The organism is Stenotrophomonas maltophilia (assembly GCF_006970445.1).
Classification (GTDB): domain Bacteria; phylum Pseudomonadota; class Gammaproteobacteria; order Xanthomonadales; family Xanthomonadaceae; genus Stenotrophomonas; species Stenotrophomonas maltophilia_AU.
The window spans coordinates 2,403,711-2,424,488 of the sequence record NZ_CP033877.1; the positions used below are offsets into that span (position 1 = coordinate 2,403,711).

The following is a 20,778-nucleotide window of genomic DNA, read 5'->3' on the forward strand; positions in this document are numbered from 1 at the left end:
CACGCGCAAGCTGCGATGATGGGCGCATCATGAAACTGCTGATCGTCGAAGACGAACCCAAGACCGGCAACTACCTGCGCCAGGGCCTGATCGAAGCCGGCTACGTGGTCGATCTCGCCTGCAACGGCGTCGACGGGCTGCACCTGGCCGGCAGCGGCGAGTACCAGCTGGTCATCCTCGACGTGATGCTGCCCGGCCTGGATGGCTGGAACGTGCTGTCGCGGCTGCGCGAAGCCGGCTGGCAGGTGCCGGTGCTGTTCCTCACTGCGCGCAGCAGCATCGCCGACCGCGTGCAGGGCCTGGAGCTGGGCGCCGATGACTACCTGGCCAAGCCGTTCGCCTTCGCCGAGCTGCTGGCGCGGGTTCGTACCCTGCTGCGCCGGGGCCAGGCGCAGCCCCAGGCCGAGCGCATCGTCATCGCCGACCTGGTGGTGGACACCCTGCGCCGCCGGGTCGAACGCAGCGGCCAGCGCATCCCCCTCAGCCAGAAGGAATACACCCTGCTGGAGCTGCTGGCGCGTCGCCAGGGCGAAGTGCTGCCACGCTCGCTGATCGCCTCGCAGGTGTGGGACATGAACTTCGACAGCGACACCAACGTGATCGACGTGGCGATCCGCCGCCTGCGCGCGAAGATCGACGATGACTTCGATGCCAAGCTGATCGTCACCGTGCGCGGCATGGGCTATGTGCTGGAGGCGCCAGACGACGGTGCCATGCACAGCGGATGAACCTGCGCCGTTCCATCGCGGTACGGCTGACGCTGCTGTTCGCCATCGTGGCCACGCTGGTGCTGGCCGCATTGGGCGTGGCGATCTATGTCAGCGCCCGCCATGATCTTGTTGCCCAGGACTTCATCGAACTGGAAAACAAGGTCGCGTTGATCCGCGACCTTGCTGACAATGGGCCTGCCGCCGCACGCGGACCGCGGTTGGCAGAGGCGCTCGGCCATCATCCGGATATCGCCTTCCACATTGTTGATGGGAGCGGAACCGTGCTGTTCTCCACTGCGCCGGCACTGCTGCGCGAGCATGCACGCAGCCAGCCCATCGATGCCACGCCATGGCGGCACGACTGGATCCTCGCCGATGGTCGCTGCATGCATGCCCTGCACCTGCGCCAGGCGCTGGCCGACGGCAGCCAGCTGGTTACCCTGCTGGCCATCGATGACAACCGCCATGCCGATTTCCTGCAGCGCTTCCGCCACCTGCTGGCGATCGCGATCATTGGCGCCGCCGTGGCCAGCAGCCTGCTCGGCGGCTACGTGGTGCGGCGAACACTGCGGCCCCTGCGCACGCTGGCCGATGAGGCCCGGCAGATCACCGCTGGCCGGTTGCAGCGCCGCCTGAGCGCGCGCAGTGCACCGGCCGAACTTGAGCAGCTGGCGCAGACCCTCAATGGCATGCTGGCGCGCCTGCAGCAGGACTTCGCGCGGCTGACCGGGTTCTCCGGTGACCTTGCCCACGAGCTGCGCACGCCCATCACCAATATGCTCACCCAGGTGCAGGTGGTGCTGGCGCACCCGCGCAGCAATGAGGCCTACCGCGAGACGCTGGCGTCCTGCGCCGAGGAACTGCAGCAGCTGGCACAGACCGTGGGCGACCTGCTGTACCTGGCGCAGGCCGAAGCACCGGGCGCGCTGCCTTCACGCGAGCCGGTGGCGCTGGACGCGGTGGTGGATTCACTGCTGGAGTTCTACGAGCTGCTGGCCGAGGACCGGAAGTTGACCCTGCGCCGCGAAGGCACCGCACGCGTCGAGGGCAACCGCTTGATGCTGCACCGGGCGATCGCCAACCTGCTGTCCAACGCGTTGAAGCATGCCACCGCCGGCAGCGAGGTGCGGGTGCGGCTGGCCGAGGCCGATGGCGTGTGCAGGGTCAGCGTGCACAACGTCGGAACCGCGATTGCTGAAGAAGCGCTGCCGCGCCTGTTCGATCGTTTCTACCGCGGCGAGCGCGGCCGCCACGAAGGTGCGGGGCTGGGCCTGGCGATCACCCGTGCCATCGCACAGGCGCATGGCGGCAGCGTGAGTGTCGCGTCCGATGACACCGGCACCGTGTTCGAGCTGGTGCTGCCGAGCCCAGCGGCCCGGTAGTGCCGGCCGCCGGCCGGCACCGTTGGCACATCAAGCGCATTGCAGTTGCCGGCCAGTGGCCGGCACTACCCCCCACACAGCCATCCCGTCGCGGCGTTTCAGCTACGCCGCTTCGGTGTTGCCGGCCAGCGGCCGGCACTACCCCGCACAGCCATCCCATGGCAGCGTCTCAGGAACGTTGCTTCGGTAGTGCCGGCCGCTGGCCGGTAACCCCGGTCTGCTCGAACACCCCGGCCACCCAGTCGATGAACACCCGCAACCGTGGCGACGGCGTGCGGTTGCGCGGGTAGACCAGGCTCAACGGGCTTGGTGTCGGCGGCGCCTCCGGCAACAGCTCGACCAGCTGCCCGCGCGCGATATACGGGTCCATCCGGTAGCGCGGCGCCTGGATGATACCCAGGCCCGCCAGCGCGGCGCCGAGGAACGCATCCGCACCGGACACACGCACCCGCGCCGGCAGCGGCAGGTAGTGCACGTGCCCACCCTGCTGGAACTCCAGCGGAATCAGCTGACCGGTGGCGCTGGAGCGGTAGCCGACCATCTGATGGCCTTTCTCCAGCGATTCGATGGTATCGGGCAGGCCGTGCGCCTGCACATAACCCGGCGCGGCCACCGTCACCTCGCGCAGCATCGTCAACCGGCGCGCCGCCAGATCGCTGTCGGCCAGCGTCCCCACGCGCAACGCCGCATCCACGCCTTCGCGCAGCAGGTCAACATAGCGGTCGCCTTCGCTGACCTCCAGTTCGATCTCCGGGTAGCGCTGCAGGAATTCCGGCAGATGCGGGAACAGCAGGTGCCGGCCCAGCGTGCCATGCACCTCAATGCGCAAGGGGCCACGCGGCGGCGCGTCACGGAAGGCGGCCTCGGCATCATCCATGTCGGCGATCAGGCGCAGGCAACGCCCATAGAAGGCCTCGCCTTCCAGCGTTGGTACCACCAGCCGCGTGGTCCGGTGCAGCAGGCGCACGCCCAGCCGCTGTTCCAGCGCCTTGATCGCATCGGTCACCGTGGCCCGTGGCAGGCCCAGGTCCTCGGAAGCCCGGGTGAAGCTGCGGCGCTCGACGATACGGACGAAGGCGCGCATGGCCGTGAAGCGGTCCATTGTTCGGTGATCCGGATGATGTTGACGGATTATGCAGGATTATCCGAAAAGGCAATGTCGCGAAGATGGCCCTGCGCCACTCCGGCGCGCCCCGCTGGAACCGACCATGACCCTCTCCCCCGCCCGCTCTGTCGCCCTGGTCACCGGCGGCTCCCGTGGCATCGGCGCCGCCATCTCCCGCCGGCTCGCCGCCGATGGCCACGCCGTCGCGATCAACTATGCTGGGCGCCGCGACGACGCCGAGGCCTTGGCGGCCGAACTCAACGCAGCCGGCGCGCAGGCCATCGCGCTGCAGGCCGACGTGGCCGACCCGCAGGCGGTCCGCCAGCTGTTCGATGCCATCGAAGCCCGTTTCGGCGGCATCGACGTGGTGGTCAACAGTGCCGGCGTGCTGCAGTTGGCACCGCTGGCCGACACCGACGACGCCCTGTTCGAGCGGGTGATCGGCATCAACATCAAGGGCGCCTTCAACGTGCTGCGCGAAAGCGCGCGACGGGTACGCGACGGTGGCCGGCTGATCACCCTGTCCACCAGCGTGGTCGGCATCCGGCTGGAGAACTACAGCGTTTACGCGGCCAGCAAGGCGGCGGTGGAGACGATGGGCGCGATCCTCAGCAAGGAGCTGCGCGGGCGCAACATCACCGTGAATGCGGTAGCGCCCGGCCCGACCGCCACCGATCTCTTCCTGGACGGCAAGTCGCCCGAGCTGATCGAGCGGCTGGCGAAGATGAATCCCCTGGAGCGGCTGGGTACGCCGGAGGACATCGCCGGTGCGGTGGCCTTCCTGGCCGGTGCCGATGGCCGGTGGATCAATGGCCAGGTGCTGCGCGCCAATGGCGGGATGGTGTAGATCGCGGCCGTCGCACACCGGTAGTCGCCCACCTTGGTGGGCGCTTCGCCGTCTGCCAACCAAGGTTGGCACCTACCGGGCGGAGAACCGGATATCGCCGTCAGCCCGTCCGTGCCTCGCGGCGCCGGTGCACCCAGTAATACAGCGTCGGCAGTACCAGTAGGGTCAGCAGCATCGCCGACAGCAGGCCGCCGATCACCACCACCGCCAGCGGCTTCTGGGTCTCGGCACCGATCGCATGCGAAGTCGCCATCGGCAGCAGCCCGAACATCGCCAGCAGCGCGGTCATCAGCACCGTACGCAGGCGCTGCAGCGAGCCCTGCACCACCGACTGCAGCAGGTCCATGCCCTGCTCGCGCAGCTGCGCGAAGCGACTGAGCATCACCACGCCGTTCAGCACCGCCTGCCCGAACAATGCAATGAAGCCGATTGCCGCCGACACCGACAGCGGAATGCCGGTCAGCCACAGGGCCAGGATGCCGCCGATCATCGCCAGTGGCACGTTGGCCAGGATCAGTGCGGCGCTGCTGATGTCCTTGAAGGCGTCGAACAGCAACACGAAGATGATCAGCACCGACAGCGGAATCACCCAGCCCAGCCGCTTCATCGCACGCTGCTGGTTCTCGAACTCACCGGACCATTCCAGCCGGTAACCTTCCGGCAGCTGCACGCTGGCGTCCACGCGCTTGCGCATGTCGGCCACCACGCTGCCCATGTCACGCCCGGCGATGAAGATGCTCACCGCCTTCACCCGCTGTGCGTTCTCGCGCGAGATGTTGATCGCGCCGCTGGCCATGCGGAAGTCGGCCACGTCGGAGAGCGTCACGGTCTGGCCATCGCCGATGCCCACCGGCACCGTGCGCAGCCGCTGCAGGTCACGGTCAGCGTCGTCCAGGCGCAGCGTGATCGGGAACTTGCGGTCACCTTCCCACAGTTCACCGACCTGGCGCCCGCCCAGTGCGGTCTCGATCACCTCGTCGATGTCGCGCACATTGAGGCCGTAGCGTGCAGCACGGTCGCGGTCGATCTCGATCTGCAGCTGCGGCAATGAGCCGTCGCGGTCGATGAAGGCACTCTCCACGCCCTCCACGCCACGTACCTGGCCCAGGATCGCCTGCGCCTGCTGGTTGAGCACGTCCAGATCCGAGCCACTCACCTTGATCACCACCTGGCCCTTGATCTGCGAGATGCTCTCCAGGATGTTGTCGCGCACCGGCTGCGAGATCGAGAACTCCGGCCCCGGAATACGCTGCTCCAGCGTGCGCTGCAGGTCGCTCACCAGCTGCCGCTTGTCCACGCCCTTCGGCCATTCCTTCTCCGGCTTCAACGCCACCAGCGCTTCGATCTGGTTGGCGCCCTTGGCATCGGAGCCGTCTTCCGGCCGCCCCAGCTTGGCCACCACCGTCGACACCTGCGGGAAGGTGCCGACCAGCTCACGGATGCGCCGCGACTGCTGCTGCGCTTCGGCCAGGCTGGTGCTGGGATCGAGCGTGGCGGTCAGCCAGATCGATCCTTCGTCCAGCTCCGGCAGGAACTCCGAACCCAGGCGGGTACCCAGTGCCAGCGTGCCGACCAGCAATGCGACCGCAGTCAGCACCACCGCACGCGGGCGCGCCAGTGCGCGCTCCAGGATCGGCCGGTACCAGCCGGTCAGGCGGTCCATCAGCGGATTGCCGTCACGCATGCGGTCACGCCGCAGCCACCAGTAGCAGAACAGCGGCACTACGGTCAGCGCCAGGATCAACGCACCGATCAACGCCGAGGTCACCGAGTACGCCATCGGCGCGAACATGCGGCCTTCCTGGCGCTGCAGGGTGAAGATCGGGATATGCGCGGCGATGATGATCAACATCGAGAAGAACGTCGGCCGGCCCACTTCCGATGCGGCCGAAAGAATGGTCGAGAACCGCGTCTTCCGATCAGCCGTAGGTGGCAGCTTCGATAATCGCGAAACAATGTGCTCGGTCACGATCACCGCGCCATCGATGATGATGCCGAAGTCCATCGCGCCCAATGACAGCAGGTTGGCCGGCACGCCCCACAGGTGCAGGCCGAGGAAGGTCGACAGCAGCGCCAACGGCATCATCGCCGCCACGATCAGCGCGGCGCGGGCGTTGTACAGGAACAGCCACAGCACCAGGAACACCAGTACCGCACCTTCCAGCAGGTTGCGGAAGACGGTCTTCAGCGTGGTCGACACCAGCCAGGAGCGGTCGTAGAACGGCTCGATGCTGACCCCGGCCGGCAGCTGGTTCGCCTGGATCTCGGCGATGCGTGCATGCAGGGCGTCGAGCACGTCGGACGGGTTCTCGCCCTTGCGCATCAGCACCATGCCGAACACCGCATCGTCATTGTCATCCTGGCCGACCAGGCCCTGCCGGGGCAGCCCGGTGTCGGCGATGCCGGCCAGGTCGCGTACCAGGATCGGCGTGCCTCCGCGCTGCGCGACCACCACATTGCCGATGTCGGCGGGCGAACGCATCAGGCCTACACCGCGGATCAGGAACTGCTGCTGCCCGCGTTCCACATAGCCGCCGCCCGCATTCGAGCTGCCCTTTTCCAGCGCCTCGGCGAACTCACCCAGGCTGATGCCACGGTCACGCAGCTTGTCCAGGTCCGGCTTGACCTGGAAGGTGCGCGCGAAGCCGCCGAAACTGATCACATCAGCCACGCCGGGCACGGTGCGCAGGCTGCGTTCCATCGTCCATTCCTGCACGGTGCGCAGTTGGGTCGGTGTCAGGTGCGGGCCTTTCAGGACGTACCGGTAGATCTCGCCCACCGCCGAGCTCATCGCCTCCAGTTCCGGCGTCACGCCTTCCGGCAGCTCCACGCCCTGCAGGCGCTCCAGCACCTGCTGGCGTGCGAAGTAGTCGTCAGCCTTGTCGTCGAAGGTCAGGATGATCATCGACAGGCCGAACTGCGTATGCGAGAACACCCGCACCGAATGCGGGATGCCGGACAGCGCCACCTCCAGCGGCATCGTCACCTCGCGCTCCACCTCTTCTGCGGCCCGGCCCGGGTGCAGCGATACCACCGTCACCTGGGTGTCGGACACATCCGGGAAGGCTTCCACCGGCAGCACGCGGAACGCGGCTATGCCAGCGCCGATGAACAGCAGCAGTGCCAGCATCACCATCAGTGGCTGGCGCAGGCAATAGGCAATCAGGCGATCGATCATGGGGCGGCGTGCCCCGTGCCGGTGCTGGCCGCTGCCGGCGTGCTGTCCACCAGCTGCTGCAGCAGCAGGCCGCCTTCGACCACCACCTTGCTGCCTACCCCCAGGCCCTCACGCACCCACAGGCGGCCATCACCCAGTTCCTCCGCGTGCACCGCGTGGCGCACGAAGCGGCCTTTGCCCTCTTCGACGAACACCACCTGCTTTCCATCAATCAGCAGCACCGCTGCGTCGGGCAGCGAGATACCGCCCTCGGCCGGCAATGCAACCTGCGCACGCACGTACTGGCCCGCTTTGAAACTCCGTGCTCGGTTGTCCAGCTCGGCACGCGCCTGCACCACCCGGCGTTCGCTGTCGACGAAGTCATCCACGTGCTGCAGGGCCGCCTGCAGCGGCTGTCCATCGGCGCCGGGCACGCTCACCTGCATGCCCGCTTTCAGACGCCCGGCCAGGCTCTCCGGTACATCCAGCAGCAACCACAGGCGGTCCGGATCGCCGATCACCGCCAAGGGTTGTTCACTGTCGGGGCTGACCGCCATGCCCGGGCTCATCCGCCGCTCCACCAGCACGCCATCGATGGGCGCGCGCAGCGGCAGCCGTTGGTCGACGTGCTGGCCGTTGCCATAGGCCCTGGCGAAGGCGGTCGCGCGCGCATGATCGGCCTGGCTGCCGGCGAAGTTGGCCTCGGCCTCGTCCAGCTCACGGCCGGACGCCACGCCCGCAGCATGCAGTTCACGAGTACGCTCCAGCTCCTTGCGCGCCTGCTGCAGCTCGGCGCGGCCACGCACGCCGTCTGCCTGGGCCTGGCCGAACTCGGGCGAAGTGATCCAGGCGATCACCTGGCCCGCCTTCACCTTCTGCCCCGGCTGCGCCTCGATGCGCGCCACCTGCCCCGCCAACGGCGTGCGCAGTGCACTGGATCGGGTCTCGTCCCAGACCACGCGGCCCGGCAGCTGCAGGCTGGCGCTGGCGCCGGCGGTCACCACCTCGCTGCGCAGCACGTCCAGCTGGCGGCTGCCGGCCGGAAACTGGATCTGGCCGGCACTGACCTGCGGTGCATCCTCGGCATAGGACGCCGGTTCGCGGCCGCAGCCGCCCAGCAGGGCAAGCGCCAGCAGGGTCGGCAGCACGGCGTGGCGCGCCCTCAGGCGATGGGCGACGGTGGACTTCATCGGGATTCTCCTTCAGCAACGGATGTGGCCGCTTCCCAGCGCGCCAGGGCAATGGCGTGGTCGGCACGCGCTTCGATCAGCGCGGCCTCGAAGTCGCGCCAGCTGCGGCGCGCATCCAGCAGATCGGTCAGGCTGGCGGCGCCGCGGCGGTAGGCCAGTTCAATGCCCTGCACCGCCTTGCGTGCAGCATCGGACTGCAACCCTTCGTAGTCGTTGCGACGCTGCGCAGCGGACTGCGCGCTCGCCTGCAGCTGGTCAAGCTCGGCGCGTGCTTCGCGCTGCAGCACCTGCAATTCCAGCGCGGCGCTGTCGCGGTCGGCCTCGGCACGCTGGATCGCACCGCGTGCGCGCGACGGGCCGCCCAGTGGAATGGTCAACGACACGCCCCAGGTGACACCGCTGATGTCGGTGGGCTCGCGCTCCGCCTCCACGCCCAGCTGGATGTCGCGATGGCGCTCGCTCCGCGCCAGTGCCACGCCCGCGTCGGCGGCGGCCAGGCGCGAACGCGCCGCACGCAGGTCGGCGCGCTGCTGCGGATCGAACGCACGCACATCGGCCACGCTGCTGGCATCCGGCCAGGGGTCATCGGCGCTGAGGTCACGGCTGTCATCGCTGCCGAGCAGCAGGCCCAGCGCATGCCGCGCATCGCGCAGATCCAGGGCCGCCTCGCGCGCCGCGTCGGCCACCGCCAGATCGTCCACCGCCAGCCGCGCGCGATCCACCGGCGCCATCGCCCCGGTGGCCACCTGCTTGTCGGCCGCGGTCATCTGTTCGACCGAACTCCGCCGGTTGGCGTCGGCAATCTGCGCCCGCTCCTGCGCACCCTTCAGGCCGAAATAGGCTTCATGAAGCGCCACCTGCTGGCGGCGCCGGGCATCGAGCATGTCCAGTCCGGCCACTTCCAGCAGCGCGTCCGCCTGGCGGATGCGCAATGCGCGCTTGCCGCCGCGCTCCCAGGTCCAGCCCAGGCCCAGCGTGCTGTCCACCCGCTTGTCCTGCCAGCGCCCCGGGCCGATGCCATGCTTGGGGCTGATCTTGCTGGTACCGATCGACAGCTCGGTGGCCGGGCGCAACGCCGCTGTCTGCGCATCACCCTGCACCCCGCGCAGCTCCAGTGCCGCCGCGCGCAGGTCCGGGTTGTGCGCTTCCATTGCACGCTGCGCATCCGCCAGGGACAGCGCCGAAGCCGCAGGCGCGCACGAAAGGGCGGCCAGCACGACCGCAAGACGAGGGGAGAAATTCATGCACGTCACGGTAAGGTGACGCACTTGCGCCAAACTTGCCCCAACCTTGCACGAAGCTTGCAATGCGAATCCTGCTGATCGAAGACGACGCTGCCCTGGCCGATGGGCTGATCCGTGCCCTGCAGGGCGCCGGCCATCTCTGCGACCACCTCTCGCGTGGGCTGCACGCGCCGGCTGCACTGGCCAGCGCACCGTATGACGTGATGGTGCTCGACCTTTCATTGCCCGACGTCGATGGCCTGGACCTGCTCTCGCGCCTGCGCAACGACGGCGTCACCCTGCCGGTGCTGATCCTCACGGCGCGCGATGGCGTGGAGGACCGCATTCTTGGCCTGGACCGCGGTGGCGATGATTACCTGGCCAAGCCGTTCGCACTGGGTGAGCTGGAAGCCCGCCTGCGTGCACTGTCACGCCGCCGCAGCGATGCACCGGCGCAGAAGCGCCTGGGCCGGTTGTGCTTCGACAGCATCCGCAATGAAGCGCAGGTAGATGGCCAACGCATCGAACTGACCGCCCGCGAGCTGTCGCTGGTCGAGGCACTGATGCAGCACCCCGGCCGCACCGTCACCAAACAGCGCCTGTTCGACGCCTTGTACAGCTGGGATCACGAGGCCAACCTGTCGGTGATCGAAGTGCATGTCAGCCGCCTGCGCCGCAAGCTGGAACAGGCACGCGCCGGCGTCGGCATCCGCATGCTGCGCGGCCTGGGCTATCGGCTGGAGGCCGGCGGTGACTGAGCGCGTGCACAGCCTGCGTGGCCTGCTGCTGCGCCGCCTGTGGCTGCCGCTGCTGGTACTGCTGCTGTGCAGCGCGGTGGGTTCCTTCGCGCTGGCCCGCTTCTACGCCGGCCAGGTCTACGACCGCTGGCTGCTGGACTCGGCGATGTCGTTGTCCGAGCTGGTGAAGGTGCAGGACGGGCGTGCCTCGATCGAGATCACCCCGGCGGTGTCGCGCATGTTCACCTGGGACACCGCCGACGAAGTGCACGGCGAGGTGGTGGATGCCGATGGCGGGCGACTGTATGGCGACCTGCCTGAGGCGCTGCCACGCCCCGCGGCCGGCTCTGCAGGTGATGACGACGCCGTCTACTACGATGCGCGCCTTCGTGGGCAAGCCGTGCGCATGGTGGAAGTGGTGGTCAGTGCCGGGCCGGGCCACGATATCCGGCTGCGCGTGGCTGAAACGCTGCGCAAGCGCCATCGCCTGGAACGCAAGCTGCTGCTGACCAGCATCCCGTTCCAGGCCGCGATCCTGGCACTGGCCGCATGGTTGGCCTGGTCCGGTACCGGTGCCGCCGCACGGCACGCCAACCAGGTAGCGCGCAGGCTGGCCAGCCCGCGCCCGGACCCATTGGCGCCACTGGAGCCCGCGCAGGAAGCCCCACGCGAACTGTGGCCAGCGGTGGAAGCCTATAACGCGCTGCTGCAACGGCTGGACGCGATGCAGGCCGCGCAACGGCGCTTTGTCAGCAACGCCGCACACCAGTTGCGCACGCCGCTGGCCGCGATGCAGGTGGAGCTGGAGAGTTCATTGCGCCAGCATGATCCGCAGGCGCAGCAACTGGCGCTGTCCGGCACGCTGGCCGGGCTGGCGCGGCTGCAGCACCTGGTCAACCAGCTGCTGATGCTCAGCCGCTCCGAGGATCCGCATGGCAGCGCACTGCCGCTGCAGCCGCTGGACCTGGCCGCGCTGGCACGCGATGTGGTCGAGCGCTACGCCGACCGTGCGTTGGCGGCGGGCGTGGACCTGGGTTACGACGGACCCGACGACGGCGTGCAGGTACAGGGCCATCCACAGCTCCTGCGCGAGGCACTGGGCAATCTGCTGGACAACGCGCTGCGCTACGGCGCCGTGCCCGGTGTGATCACCCTGGGGCTACAGCAGGATGCCGAGGGCGTGCAGGTGTGGGTGGACGATGATGGCGCCGGCATCGCCGAAGCCGAACGCGCGCGCGTCACGGAACGCTTCTACCGGGCAAGCAGCGAGGGCGACGGCTGCGGGCTGGGACTGGCGATCGTGGCCGAGATCGCGCAGCGGCATGGTGCGGCGCTGGTGATTGATGGCGCGCCGATCGGTGGCGCGCGAGTGGGGTTGTGGTTCCGTTCCCGTTGACGTCCGGCGTGCCAACCAAGGTTGGCACCTACCAAAAGCTCCACGGCCTGCGGATTCCGGTAGATGCCAACCTTGGTTGGCGCCGTTGATGTCCCGCGTGCCAACCAAGGTTGGCACCTACCAAAGGCCCCACGGCCGGCGGATTCCGGTAGATGCCAACCTTGGTTGGCGCCGTTGATGTTCCGCGTGCCAACCAAGGTTGGCACCTACCAAGGCCCCACGGCCTGCGGATTCCGGTAGATGCCAACCTTGGTTGGCGCCGTTGATGTTCTGCGTGCCAACCGAGGTTGGCACCTACCCAATCACGCCGCCCGGTAGACGCCCACCTTGGTGGGCGCCGTCGACCTTCTGCGTGCCAACCAAGGTTGGCACCTACCAAGTGCGGGGCAATGACGGCGGCAATGCGGAGCCGCCCATCGTCATCGGCTCATCGAATACGGCGCCTGCGCGCCCTGCCCCGGCCAGTCCTTGTTCGGCCCGGCCTGCATGCTGAAGCGCAGCTCACCACCGGCCAGGATCTCGTCGTGGCGCAGGAAGGTGCGCTGCAGCGGCTTGCCGTTGAGGCTCACGCTGCCGACGTAGGTGTGCCTGTCGTCCAGCCCATCGGCCACGATGGTGAACGTCTTGCCGTTGGGCAGGCGCATCGCGGTCTTCGGCAGGAACGGGCGACCCAGGATGTACTCGCCCGAGCCCGGGGCCACCGGGTAGAAGCCCAGTGCAGTAAACACGTACCACGCCGACATCTGGCCGACGTCATCATTGCCAGCCAGGCCATCGGGGCGGTCGGCGTACTGGGTATCCATGATCTGCTTCAGGCGGGCCTGCGTGCGCCACGGTTGGCCGGCGTACGAGTACAGGTAGGCCACGTGGTGGCTGGGCTCGTTGCCGTGCGCGTACCAGCCGATCAGGCCGGTGATGTCTTCCATATGCTCGAAGATCGATGGATCCACCTTGGCGTTGAACACTTCGTCCAGGCGCGCGAGCAGCTTGTCGCTGCCACCATGCGCGGCGGCCAGCCCGGCCACATCCTGCGGCACGTACCACGAATACTGCCAGGCATTGCCCTCGGTGTAGTCGGTGCCGTAGCCGCTGGCGCTGGGGTCGAACGGCGTGCGGAAGCTGCCATCGCGCTTGCGCGCTCGCATGAAGCCGGTGTCCTTGTCGAACGCGTTGCGCCAGTTGCCGGCACGCGTGTCGAAGGTGGCCGCGATATCGGCCTTGCCCATCGCCTGCGCCATGCGTGCAATGGTCCAGTCGTCGAAGGCATATTCCAGCGTCTTGCTGGCCGCTTCGCCTTCCTCGTCGATCGGTACGTAACCCAGCTCGCGGTACTGCGCGATGCCATCGTACGGGCCGTAGTTGGCGGTCTCGACCATTGCCTTCAGCGCCTTGTCGGCGTCGAAGCCACGGATGCCTTTTACGTAGGCATCGGCGATCACCGGCACGGCGTGGTAGCCGATCATGCACCAGTCTTCCAGGCCGTGGAACGACCATACCGGCAGCATGCCGTAGGGGCTGTGCTCATGGTGGGCCAGCATCGAATTGACGAAGTCGCTGTTGCGCTTCTCCGGCTGCACCAGCGTCAGCAACGGGTGCAACGCACGGTAGGTATCCCACAGCGAGAAGGTGGAGTAGTTGGTATAGCCCTTGGCCTGGTGCACGGCATTGTCCGAGCCGCGGTACTGGCCATCGGCATCCATGAACAACGTCGGCCCCAGCATCGTGTGGTACAGCGCGGTATAGGCGCTGCGTCGCGCATGTTCCGGCGCATCGATATCGAGCACCGACAGCGCCTGCGTCCATTCCTGCTTTGCCTGAGCGCGAACGCGGTCAAAATCGAAGTCCGCCACTTCCGCGTCGAGGTTGGCGATGGCACCGGCTTCACTGACCGGCGAGATCGCCACCTTGACCACCAGTGGTGCGTCCAGCTTGCCGAACGCGAACGTACCGACCAGCTGCCGCCCTTCGATCTGCGCACGCTGCGCCGGATTCTTCTCACCCGGCGGCGGGAAGCCCTTGTAGACGATGTCCTGCTCGGTGTTGTGCAGCTCGTGCCCGGCCAGCGGGCGCGAGAAGCGCATCGCGAAATACAGCTGGCGGCCCGGCGCCCAGCCACGGGTTTCGCGGAAGCCGGTCACCGTGCCATCGGCGCGCACCCGCACCCGCGACCACAGCACCTTGCCCGGGTAGTCGTACATGCTGGTGCGCATGTCCAGCAGCACCTTGGCGTCGGTGCCCTGGGGGAAGGCATAGCGATGCACGCCCACGCGCGCACTGGTGGTCAGCTCGGCGCGCACCCTGTAGTCATCCAGGGTGACCGCGTAATAGCCCGGCTCGGCCTTCTCGTCCGCGTGGCGGAAGCGCGATGCATAGCCGCTGCGCGGCTTTTCCGGATCACCGCGCTCCAGGCCGGGAGTGCCGGTGAACGGCATCAGCAGGATGTCGCCCAGGTCCGAATGACCGGTGCCGGAAAAATGCGTATGCGAGAAGCCGACGATGCTGCTGTCGTCGTAGCGGTAGCCGGCCGCCCAGCCATAGGCCTTTTCGCGTGGCTGGATGCGCGTGTCCGGGCTGAGCTGGACCATGCCGAACGGCACCGTGGCGCCCGGGTAGGTATGGCCCTCGCCACCGGTGCCGATGAAGGGATCGACCGCGGCATAGGCGCGTTCGGCAGCGGTGTTCGGTGTGGCAGCCAGGGTGGCACCGGAGGCAAGCATGGCGGTAGCGGCGAAGGCGATCAGGAGACGACGGTCCAGCGTGGGCATCGGCATTTGGATCGATTCAGATGGTGACCCGATGCTAGCACCGGGCTTCACACGCCGCATGTTGCGGCGCAGCTGAACGAATCCAAAGACGACAAAAGTTGTCCTATTTCATATGCAACTAATTGCATGGCTCGCCTCATCGACGGTCAGCACACTTTGCCCGCTCTCAATGCACCAGCGCAGAACACCCGACCGCACCCCCATTGCGGCGTGACGCTCATCACATTGCGAGGCATCAAAACCGAAAAGGCCGCTGGAATCACTTCGCCTTCACGCCATCTCCGCGTTTGATTCACGCCGACGAAGTGAATGCGGTCCCTTTCCTGAAGTCTGGTCCCAACAGGAGTTCCGTCATGAAGATCGCAGTTCGTCGTACTCTCGCGCTGGCTGTGGCCAGCTCGCTTGCCGTGGGCCTACCTGCCTACGCGGCCACCCTCACACCAGGTCAGTCTGCGACTGTGCAGCCGGGTGATGCGCCGGAAACATGGGTGCTCACAAACGCCCAACTCATCGTCAGTCCTGGTGGAAAGACGCTCAATGTCACTGGAAATCAGCACTCGCAGTTGAGGATCACTGGTGCGGAAGTCACCGCCAATCTTGTCTCAGGCGGAATAAGCCTTCAGGCCAGCGAACTGACACTCGCCAATTCCACCGTAACCAACACCGGTGGGCGGGGCATCGCCCTCGCGAGTGGTGATGCGCTCGGCGGGCCCATCGCCAATATCAGCAACAGTCAGGTCACCGGGCTGGGCATCGGTATCAGCGCCATCGCGCCACCCGGCCAGCGCGCCGTGCTGAACCTTGACCGCACTCAGGTGATCGGGACGCTGAGTGGTTCCGCCAATCCCGCGCTGAATGGAAACGGCATCGTCGCTTTCGAGCGTTCGGATATCGTGGTGGGCAACGGGAGTGTCGTCACCGGTGAGCAGAATGGCATCTATGCCGTGGGAAGTTCCACTTCAGCGGGCTCTTCCACTGTTGTGATCGACGCATCCAAGGTCGAAGGCAAAAGCGGTGCCGCGCTGATCGTCGGCGCGCCGCGCAACCCCGCCTTTCCGGATACCGACATCCAGTTCACCGCCCGCAATGGCGCCGAACTCATCGGTGGCAACGGCAACCTGCTGGAAGTCACCGCGGCCGCCGCCAATGTCGGTTTCACCGTCGACAATTCGAAGCTCACCGGCAACATCATCAACACCGGCGGCAGCACCGTGAACGTTGCGCTGAACAACAACGCCACCCTGCTCGGCGCCACCCAGAACATCACCTCGATGGCGGTGGACAATGCCCGCTGGCAGCTGAGCGGCAACAGCTCCACCGGCGCACTGTCGCTGGGCAGCGGCGGCGAGATCGCGCTGGGCGATGGTTCGGCCTTCCACACCCTTAACGTCGCCGGCAACTACACCGGCAACGGCGGCACCCTTACCTTCAACACCGTGTTGGCCGGCGATGATGCAGCCACCGACAGGCTGATCATTGGCGGTGACACCAGCGGCACCACCACGGTGCGCGTCAACAATGTCGGCGGCACCGGCGCGCAGACCAACCAGGGCATCGAGCTGATCCAGGTCGGTGGCGCGTCCAATGGCCAGTTCAACCTGGCCGGCCGTGCCGTGGCCGGCCAGTACGAGTACTTCCTGCACAAGGGTACCGCGGCCGACGGCAACTGGTACCTGCGTTCGGAGCTGCCGACCGTGGGCGACCCGTGCGTGGGCGACCCCAACCTGCCCGGGTGCAGGCCGGTGGACCCGACCGATCCGGTGACCCCGGTCGATCCGGTGGACCCGACCGATCCACTCGATCCGGTGCCGTTGCTGCGTCCTGAAGTGGGCGCCTACCTGGCCAACCTGCAGGCGGCGCAGCGCATGTTCCGCCTGGGTTACCACGACCGCCATGCCGGCCAGAATTCCGGCCGCGCCTGGGCCCGCGTGGATGGTTCGCGCAATGGCTTCGATGCCATCACCCGCCAGCTCGACATCCGCGGCAACAGTCAGGCACTGACCGTCGGCGCCGATGTGTGGCGTCACGAATCGGGCAGCAGCGCGGGCGTGATGCTGTCCACCGGCAACGCCAGCAGCACCGCCACCAATGAACTGACCGGCTACCACGCACGGGGCAAGGTGAAGGGTGAGGCGCTGGGGATCTACGGCACCTGGCGCGGCGGCAACGGCGCAGACCCGTATGCGGGTTTCTACGTGGATGGCTCGGTGCAGCGCGCGCAGTTCCGCAACCGCGTGCAGGGCGTCGGCCTGGCCGAAGAGCGCTACGACAGCCGTGCCTGGCAGGGCGCGCTGGAAACCGGCTATGCGTTCCGCGTGGGCGGTGCCAGCAACGGCGGCATCTATCTGGAACCGCAGCTGCAGGTGGGCTACAACCGCTGGAATGACAGCCGACACACCGAAGTGAACGGCACCACGGTCGCCAACGATGATGCCAACGGCCTGTTCGGCCGCGCGGGCCTGCGCCTGTCCGGTGTGACCCGCTGGGGCAACGGGACGGCCGAAGTGCAGCCGTACCTGGCCGCCAACTGGTTGCATACCCGCGCCGAATCGCAGATCCGCATGAATGACGAAGTGGCCGATGCCCGCGTACCGCGCAGCCGCGGTGAGTTCAGCGGCGGCGCATCGCTGAAGTTCGCCAACGGCATCGGCGCCTGGGGCGGCCTGTCGCTGCAGCGCGCCAGTGGCTATCACCAGACCACCGCACAGGTGGGTGTCAGTTACAGCTGGTAATCGGTCGCCTTCAGCCCGTGATCGCTTCGATTGCGGGTTGATATCAAGGCGGGAGGTGTGGCCGTCGGACTGGGGTCCGCGGCCACGGCGTGAAGGGCGCGACAGGGATTGTCGCGCCCAACACTTATTTGCCGGGATCTACAGCGGTGAGTGACGTGACCTTTCGATTCTGCCCGTTTGGCAGAAAGCATCAATGAGCGTTCCACGTCGTGATACGTGCAGGATGGCGCCGCAGCGGACATCCCGCTGCCGGGATTGGAACCCCCGAAAAGAAGGACAGAGATAGCTCGTCGCAACTACGGCGGGCGCTGCGTGTGGCCGTCAGGCCCTCCGGTTTTCTCTGTTCCTTCCGGGAGTTCCAAGCACGCATCGCCCGCCACCCTTGCGGTGGCCCTCGCTTCCCAAGGAGTTCCCGCATGACCCAACGTCCGCTCAGCCCGGCCATGGAGTCGCTGTTCCAGCGCATCGAACATGCCCTCAACAGTGCCGAAGGCATGGCCATCCTCATCGGCGAACAGTACGGCCCCGAGCCGAAGCCTCCCGCGCCGATGGGATACAACCCCAGGCAGATCGCCAATGCGATGGTCATGCTGAGCCAGCATGGGCGATGCCTGCTGCGGGCGCTGCGCGAGGAGGCGGAGAAGGTGACCTACCACTAGGTACGATGTCGCCAAGCCCCGCTCGGTTCTGCAGGCCACGCGCGGCCGTCCCCACCGTCGCCTGGCAAGGCGCCCTGCAACGTGGCGAGGTCGGCGCTGTCGACCGGCCTCACCACCCGCGCCACTTCCTGCCCGTCATGCAGCAGCACCACGGTCGGCCACAGCTTCACCCGGAAGGCACGGCCCAGTGGCTTGCCCTGGCCGTCCTCGATCTTCCAGTGCACCAGATCGTTGGCATCCACAAATGCCTGCAGCGCAGGCTGCGCCGCGTGGCAATGTCCACACCAGGGCGCTCCGAACTCCAGCAACTGCCAGCCCGCCTGTGCTTCCACATCCGCGCGGGCCGGCTCCACCGACAGGTGATCATGCATGAAAGGCATGCGCGCTACGCCGCCAACGCCTTCTGGATATCCGCCAACGGTGCGTTGGTCAGGTCCTTGGCGATATCACCGAGCAGGCGCGCCTGGACTTCCTTGTGCAGCAGCGGCCGGATGCGCCCCAGCGTGGTCGGGTCGGCCACCAGCACCAGGTGCGCATAGCGGTTGTTCAGTGCATCTTCGTTGAGCTGCTCGGCCACCTGCTTGGCGAACGTTGCCTCGTTGAGCTGGGAGATGGACATGTCCTTCGGCACCGCGCCGGCCGGCCCCTGCCCGGATACACCCTGCTCGCTGATGTCCTGCAGGCGCAGTTCGCCCTCCTGCTTCAGGGCCAGCTGATGTTCGCTGCCGACGTTGGTGAACACGCGGGCCGAACCACCATCAGCGACGATGATCAGCGTACCTTCGGGAATGCGACGGGTCATGCGATGCTCCTTCTCGATTGCGTTATTGCGTTGAACCCACCGTAGACAGCATGGTGTGAGCGCTGCGGCCAGAGTTCGTTCAACGCATGTCATCGCGTTGCGTTCGCAGATGAACAGGCGCGATGGAACACAGCGTGCAGATCAGCCCGCTTCTCTGCATGCTCACGCCGATGCCGTTATGATGAACGGATGATCGACACGACCCACTACGTGACGGGCGCACCTGTTACGTGGGAAGCACTGCCGACCGGCGCTTCGCTTGCCACGATTGCTTCCGCCCAGCCCTTCCATCGCCTCGCGCTGGATCCCGGCGGATGACGCCCGCAGGCCCTCGGCCTGCACTCCCTACGCTGCTGTGACCTCCGGCCGCTGACTGCGCGACCGCGCTGATCCTGTTGCTGCGTTTCCGCCGTTGCGGCGGTGCTTTGCCGTGCGCGTGGCGTCGTGCCTGCACACATTCCCCGGCCCCTACGCCACTCACCGATGCCCCTGCGCCACCTGCGCCTGCATCGCCGTTTCCGATTTCCGGGACCTACCTCACCGCTCATTCCCCCTCTTCTGCCTACAAGGGAGCCCCCATGCAGGACACCCCCGATGCACATGCCCATTTCGGCTGGTTCAAACGCCGCCGCCACCTGAAGGTCGATGAGATCACCGTCGTCGACAAGCCCATGCTCAAGCGCGCCGTCGGCGCCGCCGCACTCGGCAATGCCATGGAGTGGTTCGACTTTGGTGTCTACGGCTATCTGGCCGTCACCATCGGCCAGGTGTTCTTCCCCTCCAGCAACCCCACCGCGCAGGTGATCGCCGCGTTCGCCACCTTCACCGTGGCGTTCCTGGTACGGCCGCTGGGCGGCCTGGTGTTCGGCCCGCTGGGTGATCGCTACGGCCGCCAGAAAGTGCTGGCGTTCACCATGATCCTGATGGCACTGGGCACGTTTGCCATCGGCCTGATTCCCGCCTACGAGCGCATCGGCATCTGGGCGCCGGTGCTGTTGCTGCTGGCGCGCGTGGTGCAGGGCTTCTCCACCGGCGGCGAATATGGCGGCGCGGCGACCTTCATCGCCGAGTATTCCACCGATCGCAACCGCGGCCTGATGGGCAGCTGGCTGGAGTTCGGCACGCTGGGCGGCTACATCGCCGGCGCCGGCACCGTCACCGCGCTGCACATGCTGCTGAGCAGCGAGCAGATGCTGGACTGGGGCTGGCGCATTCCGTTCCTGGTGGCCGGCCCGCTGGGCCTGCTCGGCCTGTACATGCGCATGAAGCTGGAGGAAACCCCGGCGTTCCGCGCCTTCGCCGAGGAAGCCGAGAAGCGCGAGCACGACCGGCCCGGGCTGGGCGCGCTGTTCCAGGTGCATGGCCGCCAGCTGCTGGTGTGCATGGGCCTGGTGCTGGTGTTCAACGTGACCGATTACATGCTGCTGACCTACATGCCCAGCTACCTCAGCGTCACAATGAACTATGCCGAGAGCAAGGGCCTGCTGCTGATCATCATCGTGATGCTGGTGATGATGCCGTTGAACATCGTGGGTGGATTGTTCAGTGACAGGCTGGGCCGCCGCCCGATGATCATCGGTGCCTGCATCGCGCTGCTGGTGCTGGCGGTGCCGTGCCTGCTGCTGATCGGCAGCGGCAACGACTGGCTGATCTTCCTCGGCCTGATGCTGCTGGGGCTGGCGCTGGTGTGCTTCACCAGCTCGATGCCGTCCACGCTGCCGGCGCTGTTCTACACCCCGGTGCGCTACAGCGCGCTGTCGATCGCCTTCAATGTGTCGGTGTCGCTGTTCGGCGGCACCACGCCGCTGGTGACCGCGTGGCTGGTGGAGCGTACCGGCGACCCGCTGGTGCCGGCGTATTACCTGATGGGCGCAGCGGTGATCGGCCTGGTGACCATGCTGTTCGTGAAGGAGACCGCCGGCCTGCCGCTGCGCGGTTCACCGCCGGCCGTCGGCAGCGACAAGGAAGCGGCCGCGCTGTTGAAGAGCGATGTGCCGGTGACAGTGGACCCGACCCTGCCGCCGCTGCCGGACGTTGCGGAGCCCGAGCAGGTGAAGCCGGCCTGAGACCGGG

16 protein-coding genes are annotated in these 20,778 nt (G+C 67.1%); 9 read left to right on the forward strand and 7 right to left on the reverse strand.

All coding sequences use genetic code 11. The features are described 5' to 3' along the window. Nucleotides 1-29: 29 nt before the first annotated feature. Together EGM71_RS11135 and EGM71_RS11140 are read left to right on the forward strand one after the other, a co-directional pair. Nucleotides 30-728, forward strand: a complete 699-nt coding sequence (locus tag EGM71_RS11135) for a heavy metal response regulator transcription factor (protein ID WP_188484976.1) — start codon at nt 30-32, stop codon at nt 726-728. Next, nucleotides 725-2,092 (forward strand): heavy metal sensor histidine kinase, encoded by a 1,368-nt coding sequence (locus EGM71_RS11140; protein ID WP_188484977.1) that lies wholly within the window; start codon nt 725-727, stop codon nt 2,090-2,092. Before EGM71_RS11135 ends, EGM71_RS11140 begins: the two co-directional genes overlap by 4 nt. Before the next feature lie 169 nt (nt 2,093-2,261). Here the strand turns inward: EGM71_RS11140 and EGM71_RS11145 are convergent, their stop codons facing one another. Then, nucleotides 2,262-3,194: a LysR family transcriptional regulator gene (locus EGM71_RS11145; RefSeq protein WP_188484978.1), complete on the reverse strand. Its 933-nt coding sequence runs from the start codon at nt 3,192-3,194 to the stop codon at nt 2,262-2,264. Nucleotides 3,195-3,300: 106 nt separating this feature from the next. On the opposite strand from EGM71_RS11145, the gene EGM71_RS11150 reads away from it, so the two are divergent. Next, nucleotides 3,301-4,044 carry an SDR family oxidoreductase gene (locus EGM71_RS11150; RefSeq protein WP_188484979.1) on the forward strand — a complete coding sequence of 248 codons (744 nt, stop codon included), beginning with the start codon at nt 3,301-3,303 and terminating at the stop codon, nt 4,042-4,044. 100 nt (nt 4,045-4,144) lie between these two features. Here EGM71_RS11150 and EGM71_RS11155 read toward each other — a convergent pair whose 3' ends face one another. The 3 genes from EGM71_RS11155 to EGM71_RS11165 are packed head-to-tail and all read right to left on the reverse strand — an operon-like array spanning nt 4,145 to nt 9,635. After that, nucleotides 4,145-7,222 (reverse strand): efflux RND transporter permease subunit, encoded by a 3,078-nt coding sequence (locus tag EGM71_RS11155; RefSeq protein WP_188484980.1) that lies wholly within the window; start codon nt 7,220-7,222, stop codon nt 4,145-4,147. Further along, the gene (locus tag EGM71_RS11160) at nt 7,219-8,391 is read right to left on the reverse strand and encodes an efflux RND transporter periplasmic adaptor subunit (RefSeq protein ID WP_188484981.1); all 1,173 of its coding nucleotides are present in this window, start codon (nt 8,389-8,391) and stop codon (nt 7,219-7,221) included. Before EGM71_RS11160 ends, EGM71_RS11155 begins: the two co-directional genes overlap by 4 nt. Next, a complete protein-coding gene (locus EGM71_RS11165; protein ID WP_188484982.1) occupies nt 8,388-9,635 on the reverse strand; it encodes a TolC family protein in 1,248 nt (415 codons plus the stop codon). Before EGM71_RS11165 ends, EGM71_RS11160 begins: the two co-directional genes overlap by 4 nt. Nucleotides 9,636-9,697: 62 nt before the next feature. Between EGM71_RS11165 and EGM71_RS11170 the strand changes: the two genes are divergently transcribed. Beyond that, nucleotides 9,698-10,372: a response regulator gene (locus EGM71_RS11170; protein WP_014037371.1), complete on the forward strand. Its 675-nt coding sequence runs from the start codon at nt 9,698-9,700 to the stop codon at nt 10,370-10,372. After that, complete coding sequence (locus EGM71_RS11175; protein WP_188484983.1) at nt 10,365-11,747, forward strand: sensor histidine kinase; 1,383 nt, start codon at nt 10,365-10,367, stop codon at nt 11,745-11,747. The genes EGM71_RS11170 and EGM71_RS11175 overlap by 8 nt, the downstream gene beginning before the upstream one ends. Nucleotides 11,748-12,166: 419 nt before the next feature. Here EGM71_RS11175 and EGM71_RS11180 read toward each other — a convergent pair whose 3' ends face one another. Then, nucleotides 12,167-14,518, reverse strand: a complete 2,352-nt coding sequence (locus EGM71_RS11180; protein WP_188484984.1) for a GH92 family glycosyl hydrolase — start codon at nt 14,516-14,518, stop codon at nt 12,167-12,169. A 557-nt stretch (nt 14,519-15,075) separates the two neighbouring features. Here EGM71_RS11180 and EGM71_RS11185 point away from each other — a divergent pair. Continuing rightward, a complete protein-coding gene (locus EGM71_RS11185; RefSeq protein ID WP_223224446.1) occupies nt 15,076-17,244 on the forward strand; it encodes an autotransporter outer membrane beta-barrel domain-containing protein in 2,169 nt (722 codons plus the stop codon). A 416-nt stretch (nt 17,245-17,660) separates the two neighbouring features. Next, nucleotides 17,661-17,903, forward strand: a complete 243-nt coding sequence (locus EGM71_RS11190) for a hypothetical protein (protein ID WP_049447317.1) — start codon at nt 17,661-17,663, stop codon at nt 17,901-17,903. Here EGM71_RS11190 and EGM71_RS11195 read toward each other — a convergent pair. Both EGM71_RS11195 and EGM71_RS11200 read right to left on the reverse strand, forming a co-directional pair. Then, a complete protein-coding gene (locus EGM71_RS11195) occupies nt 17,900-18,283 on the reverse strand; it encodes a thioredoxin family protein (RefSeq protein ID WP_223224447.1) in 384 nt (127 codons plus the stop codon). The genes EGM71_RS11190 and EGM71_RS11195 overlap by 4 nt on opposite strands. Before the next feature lie 5 nt (nt 18,284-18,288). Continuing rightward, nucleotides 18,289-18,705, reverse strand: coding sequence for a host attachment family protein (locus EGM71_RS11200; protein ID WP_014037377.1), 417 nt, complete (start codon nt 18,703-18,705; stop codon nt 18,289-18,291). A 189-nt stretch (nt 18,706-18,894) separates the two neighbouring features. Here EGM71_RS11200 and EGM71_RS20910 point away from each other — a divergent pair, with 189 nt between their 5' ends. After that, on the forward strand, nt 18,895-19,023 hold the full coding sequence (locus EGM71_RS20910; RefSeq protein WP_262975112.1) for a hypothetical protein: 129 nt from the start codon (nt 18,895-18,897) through the stop codon (nt 19,021-19,023). A gap of 260 nt (nt 19,024-19,283) precedes the next feature. Beyond that, nucleotides 19,284-20,771: a glycine betaine/L-proline transporter ProP gene (gene proP / locus EGM71_RS11205; protein WP_188484987.1), complete on the forward strand. Its 1,488-nt coding sequence runs from the start codon at nt 19,284-19,286 to the stop codon at nt 20,769-20,771. Nucleotides 20,772-20,778: the final 7 nt, after the last annotated feature.

Excerpts from the sequence above, each read along its gene's own strand:
- EGM71_RS11135 (WP_188484976.1), top strand. The coding sequence starts at position 30 with ATGAAACTGCTGATCGTCGAAGACGAACCCAAGACCGGCAACTACCTG.
- EGM71_RS11140 (WP_188484977.1), top strand. The coding sequence starts at position 725 with ATGAACCTGCGCCGTTCCATCGCGGTACGGCTGACGCTGCTGTTCGCC.
- EGM71_RS11145 (WP_188484978.1), bottom strand. The coding sequence starts at position 3,194 with ATGGACCGCTTCACGGCCATGCGCGCCTTCGTCCGTATCGTCGAGCGC.
- EGM71_RS11150 (WP_188484979.1), top strand. The coding sequence starts at position 3,301 with ATGACCCTCTCCCCCGCCCGCTCTGTCGCCCTGGTCACCGGCGGCTCC.
- EGM71_RS11155 (WP_188484980.1), bottom strand. The coding sequence starts at position 7,222 with ATGATCGATCGCCTGATTGCCTATTGCCTGCGCCAGCCACTGATGGTG.
- EGM71_RS11160 (WP_188484981.1), bottom strand. The coding sequence starts at position 8,391 with ATGAAGTCCACCGTCGCCCATCGCCTGAGGGCGCGCCACGCCGTGCTG.
- EGM71_RS11165 (WP_188484982.1), bottom strand. The coding sequence starts at position 9,635 with ATGAATTTCTCCCCTCGTCTTGCGGTCGTGCTGGCCGCCCTTTCGTGC.
- EGM71_RS11170 (WP_014037371.1), top strand. The coding sequence starts at position 9,698 with ATGCGAATCCTGCTGATCGAAGACGACGCTGCCCTGGCCGATGGGCTG.
- EGM71_RS11180 (WP_188484984.1), bottom strand. The coding sequence starts at position 14,518 with ATGCCGATGCCCACGCTGGACCGTCGTCTCCTGATCGCCTTCGCCGCT.
- EGM71_RS11190 (WP_049447317.1), top strand. The coding sequence starts at position 17,661 with ATGACCCAACGTCCGCTCAGCCCGGCCATGGAGTCGCTGTTCCAGCGC.
- EGM71_RS11195 (WP_223224447.1), bottom strand. The coding sequence starts at position 18,283 with ATGCCTTTCATGCATGATCACCTGTCGGTGGAGCCGGCCCGCGCGGAT.
- EGM71_RS11200 (WP_014037377.1), bottom strand. The coding sequence starts at position 18,705 with ATGACCCGTCGCATTCCCGAAGGTACGCTGATCATCGTCGCTGATGGT.
- EGM71_RS20910 (WP_262975112.1), top strand. The coding sequence starts at position 18,895 with ATGATCGACACGACCCACTACGTGACGGGCGCACCTGTTACGTGGGAA.
- proP (WP_188484987.1), top strand. The coding sequence starts at position 19,284 with ATGCAGGACACCCCCGATGCACATGCCCATTTCGGCTGGTTCAAACGC.